Source organism: Streptomyces sp. NPDC000345, from assembly GCF_042898825.1.
In the GTDB taxonomy this organism is placed as follows: domain Bacteria; phylum Actinomycetota; class Actinomycetes; order Streptomycetales; family Streptomycetaceae; genus Streptomyces.
In genome coordinates, this window is the sequence record NZ_JBIAZE010000016.1 from 88,037 (window position 1) to 100,995 (window position 12,959).

Here is a 12,959-nt window from a genome sequence, read left to right on the forward strand (position 1 = left end):
CCGGGTACGACGCAGCCCGTCGCGATGCCCATGGGGGCCTCGGTCAGGGCGCCTTACGGCGCCGACCGGGCTTCCCGGCTCACCCTCGCGGGCTCCTGGCCGCCGCGTGAACGAGGCCTTCTTCACGTCGTACGGCCGTACGACGACACCGCCCCGGACCGGTCACGCTCCGCGATCCGTACGCCCGTCACGCCCGCCCCCGTCACCGCGACCGCCGCCGGATGGACGCCGTCGACCACCAGGTCCGCCAGGTGCGGGACAGGCCGCGCGGCCGGTCGGTCCGACTCGTCCGGCCAGGCCAGCACGGCCGGCGGGGCGTCGGGAGCCGACACCTCCAGCCCGCGCAGCGGCATGCGGAGGCCGACCCCGAACGCCTTCAGGACCGCTTCCTTCCGCGTCCAGATCCGCAGGAAGGCGCGCTCCCGCTCGGCGGGGGGAAGGGAGTCGAGGGCGGCCGACTCACGGGCGGAGAGCGCGACGCGGGCGGCGGAACCGACGTCCAGGGCGGCGGCGGCCTCCTCGACGTCCAGGCCCACCTCCGCGCCCCGGCAGACGGCCACGCCGATGAGCGCACCGCTGTGGGTGACGGAGAAGTCGTACGCCGCGGACCGGCCCGGCGGATCCAGCCGGACCTTGCCGTGCGGGCCGCCGCAGCGTGGACACACGCGCCGCAGCGGGACGGCGGCGGGAGACAGCCCGAGCAACTCGCCCAGGAGCAGACGGCTCAGGGCGCAGCCGACGAGAAAACGACCCCGGCCGGCGGGGTCGGCGATGGCGTCGTGGCGGGCGCGTTCCACGGGGTCGAGCAGCGGCAGCAGACCGTCGTGGGCGTCGCCCAGGCGCGCCCACGAGACCTCCACCGGCACCGGACCGGCCCACGCGGCCGACAAGGCAACGGCTAGTGCACCGCGCGCAGCATGCGCGTCACGTTGATCTTCGTCGGCGAGAGGCCGAGTTCCACGCTCTGCATCATCCGCTCGCCGTTCAGCCGGCCGTAGGCGAGCAGGTCGACGTTGGCCAGGCTGAATTCGGGCCAGGTGTGAATGCTCAGATGCGAGGCGGAAAGCAGCAGAATGGCGGTGACGGCACCATTCGGGAAAACATGCGACGCCTCACCGAGTACCGTGGCGTTTCCCTTTTCGGCGGCCGTGCGCAGCACCTGGAGCAGGCGCTCCTCGTCGGTCAGGATGCTGTGGTCGCTCACCCACACGTCTACGGCATAAGAGCACAGATCGTCGACGTTTATACCCTCGGTGGCGAGGTTGGCGGAGTTGGTCATGGGGAACCGGGGGAGGCGAACCGCCGCCCCCGTCTCCTTTCGGATAGATCTGCGCTGGTCCGCGCGGCTGAATGAGGAAGGTCGCGAGGCCGGTGACTGGCTCTCGGTGGGGTCAAGCCTAGCATCCGGGGCGCTCAGGGGCTCGCGAGCACAACGCGTCAAGGGGGCGGGAAGGCCGGGGGCGCATTCGGACGGAAAACCGTCCGGGAAATCCCGTGGAATTCACTCGATCGACGACCCGGAGGGAGGATGAAAAACGCTTTCCCTCGAAAGACCGCCGGAACGCCTCCAGAATTCCCTTTTCCGATTCGCATTCCGGGCCGTCGCACCGTGTCCGATCGGCGCGCCTACCAGCCCGTATACTCGATACCCCCGGAATCCATCAGCTTCCCTGGAGCAGCATTGTGACGAACACGCGTCGGCACCCGCGGAGTACCACCGCCGATCAACTGCTCACGGAAGTCGCGGACGCCGTCCGGCTCCAGGAGGGTCCGCCCGGAGTGCGGTCCGTGCTGCGCTCCCTGCGCCGCCTGGCTCCCGCCTCCACGAAGGACCTCAGCCGCGCCACCGGCCTGCCGGTCCCGATCGTGGCCGCGCTGGGGAACGAACTGCGCCGCCGGGGCCTGGTCACCAAGGAGCGCCCGTCCCGGCTGACCGAGGCCGGCCAGGACCTCGTCGCGCAGCTCGGCATGGACCTCACCCTCGACGCCACCTGCCGCACCTGCGACGGCCGTGAGCTCGTGATCCCCGAGGTGCTGGACGAGGCCGTACGCCGGCTGCGGGCGCTCATGGAGTCGGGTCCCGCCGCCGACATGGCGATCGACCAGTCGCACTGCACGGCCGAGACCAAGGTGCGCCGGGTGCTCGCGCTGCTGACGGCGGGCGCGCTGCCGGGCGGCTCCCTGCTGCTCATCGGCGACGACGACCTCGTGTCGCTGGCCGTGGCCGTCGTGGGGGACGTGCTGGGCGGGCCCCTCGTCGAGCGGGTGACCGTGGTCGACATCTCCGCCGAGATCCTCGACCACATCCAGAAGACGGCGGCCGGACTCGGCACCCGCGTCGAGACCGTGCGGCACGATCTGCGCCAGCCGCTGCCCGCACAGCTGCACGGACAGCACGACGTGGCCATGACCGACCCGCCGTACACCGCCGAGGGCGCGCGGCTCTTCCTCTCCCGTGCGGTGGAGGGCCTGCGGCCCGGCCCCGCGCACAGCGTCTTCTTCTCCTTCGGCGGCAAGAGCCCGGACGAGATGCTGGAGGTCCAGCGCGAGATCATGGCCCTCGGCCTGGTCACCAACGGCTACATCCGCAACTTCAACGAGTACGAGGGCAGCGGCATCCTCGGCGGTGTCGGCTTCTTCCAGCACCTCCTCACCACCAGCTCCACCGCCTCCCGCCAGGGCGAGTACGGCGGTCCCCTGTACACGGGCGACAAGCGGACCCGGCAGCGCGAGTACACGTGCGTGGCGTGCGACACGCAGGTCCGCGTCGGCCCCGGCGCCCGGTGGGCCTCCGTCGCCGCCCTGCGCGCCGAGGGCTGCCCGAGCTGCGGAAAGGGCCCCTTCCGGCCGGGCCGCCTGGTCGCGGCCGAGGAATCACCGGCAGCGGCCGCGGGCCCCGCTCCGGCTCCGGCACCCGCTCGGGAAACAGCTCCCGCTCCGGCTCCGGCACCCGCTCGGGAAACAGCTCCGGCCCCCGCGCCACAGCCCGTACAGCCCGCCTCCGCCCCGGCCCCCGCCGGCCGGACCGTCGGCTGGCGCCCCCCGGCCCCCGAGGACCGCGCCGCCCTCGAGAAGCGGGCACACCCCTATGTCACCCGGCAGGCCGACGAGCGTGACCTCCCGGCCATCGGCGCGTTCGAGGCCGAGATCGCCCGGGTCTCCTTCGGCGAGGACGCCATCGACGACCCCGCCCGCTGGGCGTCCCGGCTGGGGCGCGCCATGGAGAAGTCGAAGGAGGGCATGATCGTCGCCCACCGCCCGGGCGAGGAGCCCGTCGGCTGGTGCTGGGTGAGCATCAACCAGAACGCGATGACCGGCGACCGCTACGCCAACTTCCGCTCCCTGGCGGTCTCGCCGGTGGACAACCGCAGCGACGTGGCCGAACTCCTCCTCACCGCGGGGCTGGAGTTCTGCCTGGCCAACGGCATCACCGAGGTCACCGGCCGGGTGCACGTCGGCAACGTTCCGATGCGTACGGTCTACCGCAAGTTCGGCTTCGACCCCACCAGTCTGGCGATGAAGCTGTTCCTGCCCCGGGGGGACCGATGACCGACATCGACCCCGCGGGCGTCAAGTGCGTCGTCTGGGACCTCGACGGCACCCTGTGGGACGACATCGCCGTCGAGTCCGCCACCGACGAACTGCCCACCCCGCGCCCCGAGATGCTGGCCGCGATCGACGCGCTGGCGGCCCGCGGCGTGCTCAGCAGCATCGCGAGCCGCAGCGCGCCCGCGGTGCTCGACCGGCTCACCGGCGGCCGCCCGGAGGTGCGCGAGCGGTTCCTCGCCCCGCAGGTGTCCTGGCAGGACAAGAGCGAGTCGCTGCGCAGGATCGCCAAGGAACTCGGCATCGCCGTGGAGGCCCTGGTCCTGGTCGACGACTCGCCCTACGAACGCGCCGAGGTCGAGGCCCTGCTGCCCGGGGTCCGCACCCTCGCCCCCACGGACGTTCCCGCGCTGCTGGCGGCCTTCGAGGGCCGGGAGGTCACCCCCGAGTCCCGTGAACGGGTGCACCGCTACCGCACCGAGGAGACCCGCCGGGCCGAGAGCGAACGCTTCCAGGGGACCCGCGAGGAGTTCCTGCGCTGGTGCGCCATGCGGCTCACGGTCGGCGCGGCCACCCCCGACGAGACCCCCCGCGCCCTGGAGCTCGCCGCCCGCACGCACCGCCTGAACTCCTCCGGCCTCACCCCGGACCGGCTGCGCGAGCTGACCGCCTCGGACGGGCACGAGCTGTTCACCGCGCGGATGACCGACCGGTTCGGCGCGTACGGCGTCATCGGCGCCGCCCTCGTCGACCGCACCGCCCCCGGCGCCTGGTCCGTCCCGCTGCTCGCCCTCTCCTGCCGGGTCGCCGGCCGGGGCGCGGCGGCCGCCTTCCTGTTCTGGCTGATGGAACGGGCCCGGCAGGCCGGCGCCGAGGAGTTCCGGGTGACCCTGCGTCCGACGGACGCCAACCTGGAGATGCGCATCCTGCTGCGCCAGGCGGGTCTGCGCCGTGCGGACGACACCCCCGGCGCCGCTCCCGACGCGGCCCTCCTCGCCCGGTCGCTGCACGGCGACCTCCCGAAGGCACCCCCGTATCTGCACGTATCCGACCGAGAGGACGCCGAGGCGTGACGGACACCCAGGACCGCACCGCCGTGGAGCGGGAACTGCGCTCGATGATCGCCGAGGCCGCCCGCCTGGACCCGGACCTGGTGCAGGCACTCCCCGCCGACACCGAGCTGTTCGGTCCGCGGATCGCCCTCACCTCGCTGGCCGGCGTGACCCTGCTGGGCGCGGTCGACGCCCGGTTCGGCGTGGACGTCGCGGCGCTGGACCTGAGCCTGGACAGTCTGCAGTCCATCGCCACGCTCGCCGACTTCGTGGCGACCCACCGGACGCCCTAGGTCGGGCCCGGGCACCCATCCGTACGTCTCTCCTGTTGAAAAAGAGTGATCCGGAGGCGAGTGCCGTGACCCGCCCCGGGTGGCCGCGTTGAACGGGGAGTGCGACGGCGCGTCCTGCCGCCGCACGAACCGAATCACTTAAGGAGAACGTGATGTCTCGCATCGCGAAGGTGGCCGCCGTTGCCCTCGGCACCGGCGCCGTGGTGGTCAGCGGGGCCGGCCTGGCCATGGCGGACGCGGGTGCGCAGGGTGCGGCCGTTCACTCGCCGGGTTTCCTGTCGGGCAACCTCATCCAGGCCCCGATCCACGTGCCGATCAACTTCTGCGGCAACACGATCAACGGCGGCGGTCTGCTGAACCCGGCCTTCGGCAACACCTGCGCCAACGTCGACCACCACGACAAGGGTGGCGACAAGCACAGCCACCACGGCTACGACAAGCACGGCGGTGCCAAGGGCTACGGCGGCTGACAGCGGTCGGTACGTCCCACCCGTACACCCCGGTCGTACCCCTGGTACGGACCACCGGAGAGCCCCGGCACCTCGAGCGCCGGGGCTCTCCCCGTGTGCACCACCCCGCGGACGGCGGTCAGGCGTACCGGTAGATCCGGGACACGTCCTCCAGCTGGTCCGGTGTCACGTCCCAGGGGGGCAGTTTCTCGTGGCGGGCGACGACCCGGCGGTGCTGCCGGCTCTGCGGACCGGGGGGTTGGGCGGGCTGGTAGCGGTGGTTGCGGTGACGGGCCTGCCAGCGGGTCCACACCAGGTCGATGAAGGCGTGGTGCAGCCAGAAGACGGGGTCGTTCACCGAGGCGCCGCCCAGCATCTCCCCGCCCACCCACCGGTGGACCCGGTTGTGGTTGCGCCAGGCGGAGCTGCCCCGGCCGGTCCCCCAGCCCTCCAGCTTGTTGCGGAAGCCCTCGGTGACCGTCGAGTCCCAGGGCGCGGTGTCGTAGACCGGGTCCCGCAGGGCCCACTCCAGTTCCGTCCTGGTGGGCAGCTCGATGGGGTTGGCGGCCCGGCCGAGGTCGCGGGTGAGGAACTCGCCGTCCGTGATGTTCTCGTTGAGCGTCCAGTTGCCGGTGGCGTAGGCGAACGGCCCGGTGGTCACCTGGCGGTCGGAGCGCCGTCCGTTGCCGCCGAGGAGGTCCTTGGTCCAGGGCGCCGAGCTCGTGCCGCGGCTGCGCGTCCAGTCCCAGTACGGCACGGTCACCGAGGAGTCGACCCGGCGCAGCGCCTTCTCCAGCTCCAGCAGGAACTGCCGGTGCCAGGCCAGGAAGGAGGGCGCCATGTGGGCCGTGCGCAGTCCGCCCTCGCCGTCGGAGACGTAGAAGTCGATGTGCAGCCGTACGAACTCGTCGTACTCTCCGCGCCGTTTGATCTCCAGCATCGCCTTCACGAACCGCCTTCGCTCACCGGCGGTCAGCGTGCTGACGTCCTTACGCGTATAGACCATGCCGTCCTCCCAGGTCGTGCGCGTGGCCACCGTGGGCCGGGGAGCCCTGGCGCAGGCTCTCCCCCGGCCCGAGCTCGTCCACGGCGGCGCGGGCGGCCTCCAGCGGGGTGCGGTACGAGCGGTAGTGGTCGACCATGCTCAGCCAGGTGCCGTCGGCCCGGCGCATCAGGTGCAGCGGGCGCCCGTCGACCGTGACCTCCCACTCGGCGCCGCCGAGGACCGAGCGGCCGGCCGGGGCGGGGAAGCCCTGGATGCGCCGGCCGCGGTACACCTCGTCGAATCCGGTGCCCGCCGAGTCGTCCAGCGGGTCCGGCGGCCAGGAGGCGGCGACGACCGGGACCAGCGCGAGGCCGGCGACGACGCCGAGCAGCCCGCGCAGGGCCTCCCGTCGAGTGCCGGCTCTCGCGGATCCCGAGTGCCGTGCGGATACGGGTACTCCGTTCACATGGGCCACCATGGTGTGCTCCTCGTACGAGTGCGGTTCGTCCGTAGCGGTAACCGCCCTGCGGCCCGCCGGGTCACCACGAAGCACACGGACGGGCCCGGACAAGAGGTCCGGGCCCGTCGGGGAGAAGCGGCGTCAGCCGGTCCAGAAGTCCCACCAGCGCGTCAGGACCAGCATGCCCACGATGCCGAGGTGCAGCAGGGGCGGTACCCAGGTGAACTCCGCGAAGAACATGCGCGGGCCGGCCGGGGCGGGCAGGAATCCGTGGCGTACGTCGAAGGAGACGACGTACCAGAACAGCACGATCGTGGCGATCCAGGCCAGACAGCACCACAGGCACAGCGCGTTGATCCGGTACAGGGACTCGAACTGCAGCCAGGACACGAACCCGACGCCGAAGAGGCAGCCGGCGGTGAACGTGAGCCAGTACCAGCGGGGGAGGGCGGCGCCGGCCAGCAGGCTCATGCCGACGCAGACGACGATGCCGTAGGCCACCAGACCCAGCATCGGGTTGGGGAACCCGAACACCGAGGCCTGGTCGCTCTTCATGACGCTGCCGCAGGACACCACCGGGTTCAGGCTGCAGCCCGGGGTGAAGCCCGGGTCCTCCAGCAGCTTGACCTTGTCGAGGGTGATGACCCAGGAGGCCAGCAGCCCGGCCGCGCCGGTGAGGACGAGCAGCAGGGCGAAGGCGCGGCTGCCGCCCGCCGCCGTCACGGGGCCCGGGCCGGCCGCCCTCGGCACGGGCGTCAGCCGCGCAGGCTGCGGGCGGGCAGGACGACGTGCGCCGCCGCGGTGAGGGTCTCCTCGGCGCCCGCGAACGCGGCCAGCGCCTCGGGCTCGACGGCCTTGCCGGGGACGGCCTCGGGCCAGGCGCGGGTGGTGAAGACGAGGTAGGCGAAGCCGCGGCTCTCCACGGCCGCGAGCCACTCGGGCGGCGGCACGCACTGGGCGTTGAGGCTCGGCATGTTCAGGACGGCCGCGCCGGCCGTGACGAGCAGGGTGACCGGCAGGCTGGGCCGTTCGGTGCCGTCCACGAGATCGCCGCCGACGGGCAGGCCGTTGTCGGTGAGCAGGCGCTCGATCGCGGCGGCGGTCGTCTCGGCGCCGCCGTCGGGAGCGTCGCCGAGGGAGTAGGCGAGCAGGTAGGGCATGTCGCTGCCGTCGGGGGCCTCGCCGCTCCACGGCATCACGACGAGGGTGCCCAGGTCGGCCACGCTGAAGGGGCGGGTTGTGCTTGGGGTTGAGGTCACCGCGCGACCCTATCGGCGCCCCGGCGGGCGGCCGGGCGCGTTCTCACCCGACCGGGGGACGCCCGCGGGGCGCTCCACACGAACGAGGGAACCGCTTCCCGACAGCGCCGGGGGCCGGTTCCGTCGGCTCGGAACCGGCCCTCCGGAAGGCGCGCGTCAGCCGTGCAGGGGCAGCCCGCCGAGGAGCGGGTTGTGCTGGTTGAGCGCGTCGGCGGCACCCTGGACGGTGTGGAGCGCGGAGTCCTTGTTCTGGGTGTCGAGCGCGTGCGACTGCTGCTGCAGCGGCATCACGTCCCGCGCGGTGATGCCCTCCTTGGTGAGCGTGTTCACCGCGCCGTTGAGGCTGGTGGGGGTGAGGTCCGCGGTGTCGTAGGCGAACGCGGGCGCTGCGACTCCGGCGAGGGCGACGGACCCGGCGACGACGGCGGCGGCCTTCAGGGACTTCATCGGGTTCCTTTCCAGGGGAATGGTGACGCCGTGTACAACGATCCCCGTCGGAAGCGGAAACCCCGTGCGCGGAAAGTTTCCGCAGCCCGGCGGGAAGGCCGGCCGCGGGCAGGCCCGCACCGGGGCGCGGAACCGGGAAGACCGAACGCCGACGGCCCGTCAGGGGGTGGGGAGCAGGTTTCCGGCCGGCAGGGCCGGCGCGGCGGCCGGAAGCTGCGGCACGGCCGCCGACTGCGACGGGGCGGCGGCCTGCTGCGGGGGCGCGGCGGCCGCGAGCGACGGGACCGAAGCCGGCTGCGAGGACACGGCAGCCGGGGACGACGGGACCGAGGTGGGCTGCGAGGGCGCGGTGGCCGGGAGCGACGATGCGGTGGCCGGGGCTTCGGTGGTCGTCGTCGGCCGGCCGGAGGCGCTCGGCAGCGGCAGACCGGAGGCGGTCAGGGTGGCCAGGAGCAGGCCGACCGCGGCGGTCACGACACCCGTGGCGGCCGAGGCGGTGTCGTCGGGGCTTGCACCGGAGGTGGCGGCCTCGAGGAGCTTGGTCACCGCGGCCCGCAGCGCGGTGAGGGCGTCGGCCACCGGGTCGGGGGCGTCGGCCCGCCGTTCCGTGCCGCCGTCGCCCTTCACCGGTCCCGCGGGCAGCGACGGGGCCGTCGCCGTGCTCGCCCCGGTGTGCCGGGCGACGGCCGACTCGACGGCGGCGCCGAGCCGGTTCGCCTGTTCGGCCGTGAGGCGGCCGTTCTCGGCCTCGAGGACGGTGTCGAGCAGATCGGCGACCGGTGTGAAGACGGTCCCCATCTCCCCCATCCCCCTGACCTGGGCGCGCAGCGCGTCCGCGCCGGGAACGGGCGCACGGGAGGTCGTGGCGGTGCGTTCACGGGCCGTGTCGACCGCGACGGCGGCGGGAGCGGCGAGAGCGAGGACGAGGCCGGAGCTGAGAACGGTGGCAGCGATACGCCGTACGGGCAGGCAACGCATGGGGTTCCTTTCGATGTGCGTCAAGTCCTGAGTCCACCCTGAAAGGAGTACTCACGCTCCGCAATCAGTGGTCACTTTCCGTGACCCATTCGAGGAACCCGCACCCTGCACCCGTACGGAACGGGCCGGCCGGGCAAGCCGAACGGCCGCGCTCCTGGCGGAAGGGCGGCCGTGCGACGAGGACGTGGCGTGACGTCAGCTGTTGACGCAGGTGTTGCCGAAAGCGGGGCTCAGCAGACCACCGGCGTCGAAGGTGTTGCCGCAGACATTGAGCGGCACGTGCACGGGGACCTGGACGACGTTGCCCGACAGCACACCCGGGGAGTGCTCGGCGATCCCGCTTGCGCCGCTGTCGGCGACGGCGATGCCGGAGGCGCCGGCGACGGCCGCGGCGGCAACGGAGGTCAGGACCAGGCCCTTCGCGATACGCGACATGGAGAGGTGCTCCTTGGGGTTTTGACACAAACACCCGGGCGGGGATGCCCGGCGCTCTGTCAACGCGCCGCGCGGCCGGGGGTTGTGCCGCCAAAGGGGTGAACTGATTCGCTCGCGCGATCGACCGCGCCCCTGGCGGGCTCCCGGCGGCCTCCGTACCCGGCGACCCGGTCTGTCCATCTGACGATCCGTTGAAATCCGTGATCAGCGGGCCGGGGCGGCTCCGGCGGCGCGTGTCCCGGCGCACTCCGCCGCCCCCGGGCGGCGGCGACGAGATGTTCGATCTCGGCGCGGGTTTGCGGCGCGGCGGTGACCAGCCGAGGTTCCGTCTCGTTCCCCACCGGGACGCGGCGTGGGCCGGGGCGCTCCTCGTCGCCGCCGGCACCCGGACGAAGCAGCCGGCGCGTTCCCGCCCGTCCCGAGCGCCACCGTGAGCAAGGAAACCGCGCGATGCACCAGCCAGAACCCGACGTCGGAACCCGGGTCCTGCATCTCACCCAGCCCGTGGAAGGCGGTGTCGCCCGAGTCGTCACCGACCTGGCGCGGGCCCAGCTCGCGGCCGGCCTGCACGTCACGGTGGCCTGCCCGGACAGCGCCCTCGCCGGGGAACTGCGCGCCCTGGGCGCGGACGTACGGCGGTGGGAGGCGACCCGGTCCCCGGGACCTTCGCTCCCGGGCGAGGTCCGGCGGCTCGCACGCCTGATCGACGAGACACACCCCGCACTGGTGCACGCCCACAGCGCCAAGGCGGGGCTGGCCGGGCGGCTCGCGGTGCGCGGGCGGATCCCGACGGTGTTCCAGCCGCACGCCTGGTCGTTCGAGGCGGTCGGCGGGGCCACCGCCGCCCTCGCCCTCAGGTGGGAGCGGTTCGCGGCGCGCTGGGCCGCACGGCTGGTGTGCGTGAGCGAGGCGGAACGGGCGACCGGAACGGGCGCCGGGATCCGTGGCCCGTGGAGCGTCGTCCCCAACGGCGTCGACACCGGGCGCTTCCGTCCCGCCCCCGCCGTCGCCGCGCGCAAGGCCCTGCTCCCGGATCTCGACCCGGCCGCACCGCTGGTGGTGTGCGTGGGGCGGCTGTGCCGGCAGAAGGGCCAGGACGTGCTGCTCGACGCGTGGGCGGACGTCGTACGGAAGGTGCCCGGGGCGCGGCTGGTCCTGGTCGGGGACGGGCCGGACCGGGAGCGGCTGCGCGCCGCGGCGCCAGGGTCTGTGCTGTTCGCGGGGGCCGCCGACGACACCGTCCCCTGGTACCGGGCCGCCGACCTGGTGGTGCTGCCCTCGCGCTGGGAGGGCATGGCGCTCGCCCCGCTGGAGGCGCTGGCCTGCGGGCGGCCGGTGGTGACGACCGAGGTGGACGGCGCCCGGGAGAGCCTGCCCGAGGCGCTCGCGCCCCGCTGTCTGGTGCCCGCCGGCGACCCCTCGGCGCTGGCCGGGGCCGTCGCCGGTCTGCTGGCCGACGCGCCGCTGCGGGCCTCGCTCGGGGCGCAGGGGCGCCGTTACGTCCTGTCCACGCACGACGTGCGGCGTACGGCCGCGGCGGTCGCGGACGTGTACCGCGAACTGCTCCGCGAGGTGCCCGCGCCACGCGTCGTGCCCACCGAGTCCAGGGAGTCCATCCACCCGTGACTGCGGAAAGCACTGCGGAAAGCACCGTCACCTCCCCCGGCGCGCAGCCCGGTTACCCGCCCCTGTCGGTCATCACCCGGCGGGAGAGCGGTGGCACGGGCTTCCGGTTCCCCGCCCGCCGTCCCCCGGCCCGGCCGCCCGAGCCGCCGCTGCTGCTGCTCGCCGACGGCCTCGCCGCGCTGGCCGGCGCGGCGGCGCTGCTCGCGGTGGGCCACCATCCTGCACTGGTGCCCGTGCTGGCGGCGGTGACGTCGGCGGTGCGTCCCCGGGGGCGCCGGGCGGTGACGGGTGTGCTGGACGAACTGCCCTCCGTCTGCGGCCGGATCGCGGTGGCCTGGCTGGCGCTCGGCGCGCTCGCCGCGGCCTGGCAACCGGCGCACGCGTTGCCGGCGCGCACCCTTCTGGCCGGCTTCGCCGCGCAGACCCTGGCCGCCTGCGCCGGACGCGCGCTGGTCCATCTGCGTCGCCGCCGGGAGCTGACCCGCCGTCCGCGCGCCGCGCTCGTCATCGGGCCCGCCGCGACCGCCCAGCGGGTGGCCGCCGCCGTCCTGCGCCATCCGCGCTGCGGGGTGCGGCCGGTGGGTGTGGTCGCCGAACGGCCCGACGGCACCGACGGGCTGCCCGTGCTGACCACGGGCCAGGAGGTGCAGCGGGCCCTCATCCAGAACGGCGTCCAGGACGTCCTGTGCGTCCACCCCGCCGTCCGCTCCCGGCAGAGCCCGCTGCTGCGGGCGCTCGCCGCCTCGGGCTGCACGGTGTGGGAGGTCGACGCCGACTCGCCCTCGTACGCGAGCCGGGAGCAGCTCGCCGGGTTCGCCTGCCGGCGTCTGGACGTGGGGCTCGGACATCGGGAGAGCCACGGCAAACGGCTCCTCGACGTCGCCGTCTCCGGGACGCTGCTGCTGCTGATCAGCCCGCTGCTGCTGGTGTTCGCGGCCGTGCTGCGGCTCACCGGGGGGCCGGGGATCGTCTTCCGGCAGGAGCGCATCGGCAAGGACGGGCGGCCTTTCACGCTGCTGAAGTTCCGCACCCACCGCCCGGTCGACGAGCACGAGTCCGCGACCCGCTGGAGCGTGGCCGGCGAGGTGCGGATGAACCCCTTCTGCCGTTTCCTGCGCAGGAGTTCGCTGGACGAGCTGCTCCAGCTGTGGAACGTGCTCAGGGGCGACATGAGCCTGGTCGGGCCGCGTCCCGAACGCCCCTTCTTCGTCGGTCAGTTCAGCCAGACCTATCCCGGCTACGCGGCCCGCCACCGGATGCGGGCCGGCATCACCGGGCTCGCCCAGGTCCACGGGCTGCGCGGGGACACCTCGATCGAGGACCGGGCCCGCTTCGACAACGCGTACATCGACAACTGGTCGCTGTGGCAGGACGTGTGCATCCTGCTGCGCACGGCGGCGGCCCTCGTGCGACCGACCGGGAGCTGAAC

Annotated in this window: 15 protein-coding genes; 6 read left to right on the forward strand and 9 right to left on the reverse strand. The window is 73.6% G+C overall.

All coding sequences use genetic code 11. From position 1 onward, the window contains the following. Positions 1 to 122: 122 nt before the first annotated feature. Together ACFY30_RS31330 and ACFY30_RS31335 are read right to left on the reverse strand one after the other, a co-directional pair. Positions 123 to 890 carry a 4'-phosphopantetheinyl transferase family protein gene (locus ACFY30_RS31330; protein WP_390848513.1) on the reverse strand — a complete coding sequence of 256 codons (768 nt, stop codon included), beginning with the start codon at positions 888 to 890 and terminating at the stop codon, positions 123 to 125. 8 nt (positions 891 to 898) lie between these two features. Continuing rightward, positions 899 to 1,279 (reverse strand): S-adenosylmethionine decarboxylase family protein, encoded by a 381-nt coding sequence (locus tag ACFY30_RS31335; RefSeq protein ID WP_133911411.1) that lies wholly within the window; start codon positions 1,277 to 1,279, stop codon positions 899 to 901. A gap of 404 nt (positions 1,280 to 1,683) precedes the next feature. Between ACFY30_RS31335 and ACFY30_RS31340 the strand changes: the two genes are divergently transcribed. The 4 genes from ACFY30_RS31340 (at position 1,684) to ACFY30_RS31355 (ending at position 5,361) form a co-directional block, all read left to right on the forward strand. Further along, entirely contained in the window at positions 1,684 to 3,549 is a 1,866-nt protein-coding gene (locus tag ACFY30_RS31340; RefSeq protein ID WP_390848514.1) for a GNAT family N-acetyltransferase, read from the forward strand. Next, positions 3,546 to 4,619 carry an HAD-IIIC family phosphatase gene (locus tag ACFY30_RS31345; RefSeq protein WP_390848515.1) on the forward strand — a complete coding sequence of 358 codons (1,074 nt, stop codon included), beginning with the start codon at positions 3,546 to 3,548 and terminating at the stop codon, positions 4,617 to 4,619. Before ACFY30_RS31340 ends, ACFY30_RS31345 begins: the two co-directional genes overlap by 4 nt. After that, positions 4,616 to 4,891 carry an acyl carrier protein gene (locus ACFY30_RS31350; protein ID WP_390848516.1) on the forward strand — a complete coding sequence of 92 codons (276 nt, stop codon included), beginning with the start codon at positions 4,616 to 4,618 and terminating at the stop codon, positions 4,889 to 4,891. Before ACFY30_RS31345 ends, ACFY30_RS31350 begins: the two co-directional genes overlap by 4 nt. A 152-nt stretch (positions 4,892 to 5,043) precedes the next feature. Next, a complete protein-coding gene (locus tag ACFY30_RS31355) occupies positions 5,044 to 5,361 on the forward strand; it encodes a chaplin (RefSeq protein ID WP_390848517.1) in 318 nt (105 codons plus the stop codon). A gap of 118 nt (positions 5,362 to 5,479) precedes the next feature. Here the strand turns inward: ACFY30_RS31355 and ACFY30_RS31360 are convergent, their stop codons facing one another. The 7 genes from ACFY30_RS31360 to ACFY30_RS31390 all read right to left on the reverse strand — a co-directional run bounded on the left by ACFY30_RS31360 (position 5,480) and on the right by ACFY30_RS31390 (position 9,904). After that, on the reverse strand, positions 5,480 to 6,346 hold the full coding sequence (locus ACFY30_RS31360; RefSeq protein ID WP_390848518.1) for a tyrosinase family protein: 867 nt from the start codon (positions 6,344 to 6,346) through the stop codon (positions 5,480 to 5,482). Continuing rightward, positions 6,330 to 6,803, reverse strand: a complete 474-nt coding sequence (locus ACFY30_RS31365; RefSeq protein WP_390848519.1) for a tyrosinase cofactor — start codon at positions 6,801 to 6,803, stop codon at positions 6,330 to 6,332. Before ACFY30_RS31365 ends, ACFY30_RS31360 begins: the two co-directional genes overlap by 17 nt. A 123-nt stretch (positions 6,804 to 6,926) precedes the next feature. Beyond that, positions 6,927 to 7,535, reverse strand: coding sequence for a vitamin K epoxide reductase family protein (locus tag ACFY30_RS31370; protein WP_390848520.1), 609 nt, complete (start codon positions 7,533 to 7,535; stop codon positions 6,927 to 6,929). Between the two features lie 5 nt (positions 7,536 to 7,540). After that, on the reverse strand, positions 7,541 to 8,044 hold the full coding sequence (locus ACFY30_RS31375; protein WP_390659999.1) for a DUF5949 family protein: 504 nt from the start codon (positions 8,042 to 8,044) through the stop codon (positions 7,541 to 7,543). A gap of 156 nt (positions 8,045 to 8,200) precedes the next feature. Further along, positions 8,201 to 8,491: a hypothetical protein gene (locus tag ACFY30_RS31380; RefSeq protein ID WP_390660000.1), complete on the reverse strand. Its 291-nt coding sequence runs from the start codon at positions 8,489 to 8,491 to the stop codon at positions 8,201 to 8,203. Positions 8,492 to 8,650: 159 nt separating this feature from the next. Continuing rightward, positions 8,651 to 9,469: a hypothetical protein gene (locus ACFY30_RS31385; RefSeq protein WP_390848521.1), complete on the reverse strand. Its 819-nt coding sequence runs from the start codon at positions 9,467 to 9,469 to the stop codon at positions 8,651 to 8,653. Between the two features lie 195 nt (positions 9,470 to 9,664). Continuing rightward, positions 9,665 to 9,904 carry a chaplin gene (locus ACFY30_RS31390; RefSeq protein WP_390660002.1) on the reverse strand — a complete coding sequence of 80 codons (240 nt, stop codon included), beginning with the start codon at positions 9,902 to 9,904 and terminating at the stop codon, positions 9,665 to 9,667. Between the two features lie 450 nt (positions 9,905 to 10,354). Here ACFY30_RS31390 and ACFY30_RS31395 point away from each other — a divergent pair, with 450 nt between their 5' ends. Beyond that, positions 10,355 to 11,530, forward strand: coding sequence for a glycosyltransferase (locus ACFY30_RS31395; protein WP_390848522.1), 1,176 nt, complete (start codon positions 10,355 to 10,357; stop codon positions 11,528 to 11,530). Next, on the forward strand, positions 11,527 to 12,957 hold the full coding sequence (locus ACFY30_RS31400) for an exopolysaccharide biosynthesis polyprenyl glycosylphosphotransferase (protein WP_390848523.1): 1,431 nt from the start codon (positions 11,527 to 11,529) through the stop codon (positions 12,955 to 12,957). Before ACFY30_RS31395 ends, ACFY30_RS31400 begins: the two co-directional genes overlap by 4 nt. Positions 12,958 to 12,959 lie beyond the last annotated feature (2 nt).

Excerpts from the sequence above, each read along its gene's own strand:
- ACFY30_RS31365 (WP_390848519.1), bottom strand. The coding sequence starts at position 6,803 with ATGGTGGCCCATGTGAACGGAGTACCCGTATCCGCACGGCACTCGGGA.
- ACFY30_RS31355 (WP_390848517.1), top strand. The coding sequence starts at position 5,044 with ATGTCTCGCATCGCGAAGGTGGCCGCCGTTGCCCTCGGCACCGGCGCC.
- ACFY30_RS31335 (WP_133911411.1), bottom strand. The coding sequence starts at position 1,279 with ATGACCAACTCCGCCAACCTCGCCACCGAGGGTATAAACGTCGACGAT.
- ACFY30_RS31385 (WP_390848521.1), bottom strand. The coding sequence starts at position 9,469 with ATGCGTTGCCTGCCCGTACGGCGTATCGCTGCCACCGTTCTCAGCTCC.
- ACFY30_RS31390 (WP_390660002.1), bottom strand. The coding sequence starts at position 9,904 with ATGTCGCGTATCGCGAAGGGCCTGGTCCTGACCTCCGTTGCCGCCGCG.
- ACFY30_RS31380 (WP_390660000.1), bottom strand. The coding sequence starts at position 8,491 with ATGAAGTCCCTGAAGGCCGCCGCCGTCGTCGCCGGGTCCGTCGCCCTC.
- ACFY30_RS31360 (WP_390848518.1), bottom strand. The coding sequence starts at position 6,346 with ATGGTCTATACGCGTAAGGACGTCAGCACGCTGACCGCCGGTGAGCGA.
- ACFY30_RS31345 (WP_390848515.1), top strand. The coding sequence starts at position 3,546 with ATGACCGACATCGACCCCGCGGGCGTCAAGTGCGTCGTCTGGGACCTC.
- ACFY30_RS31395 (WP_390848522.1), top strand. The coding sequence starts at position 10,355 with ATGCACCAGCCAGAACCCGACGTCGGAACCCGGGTCCTGCATCTCACC.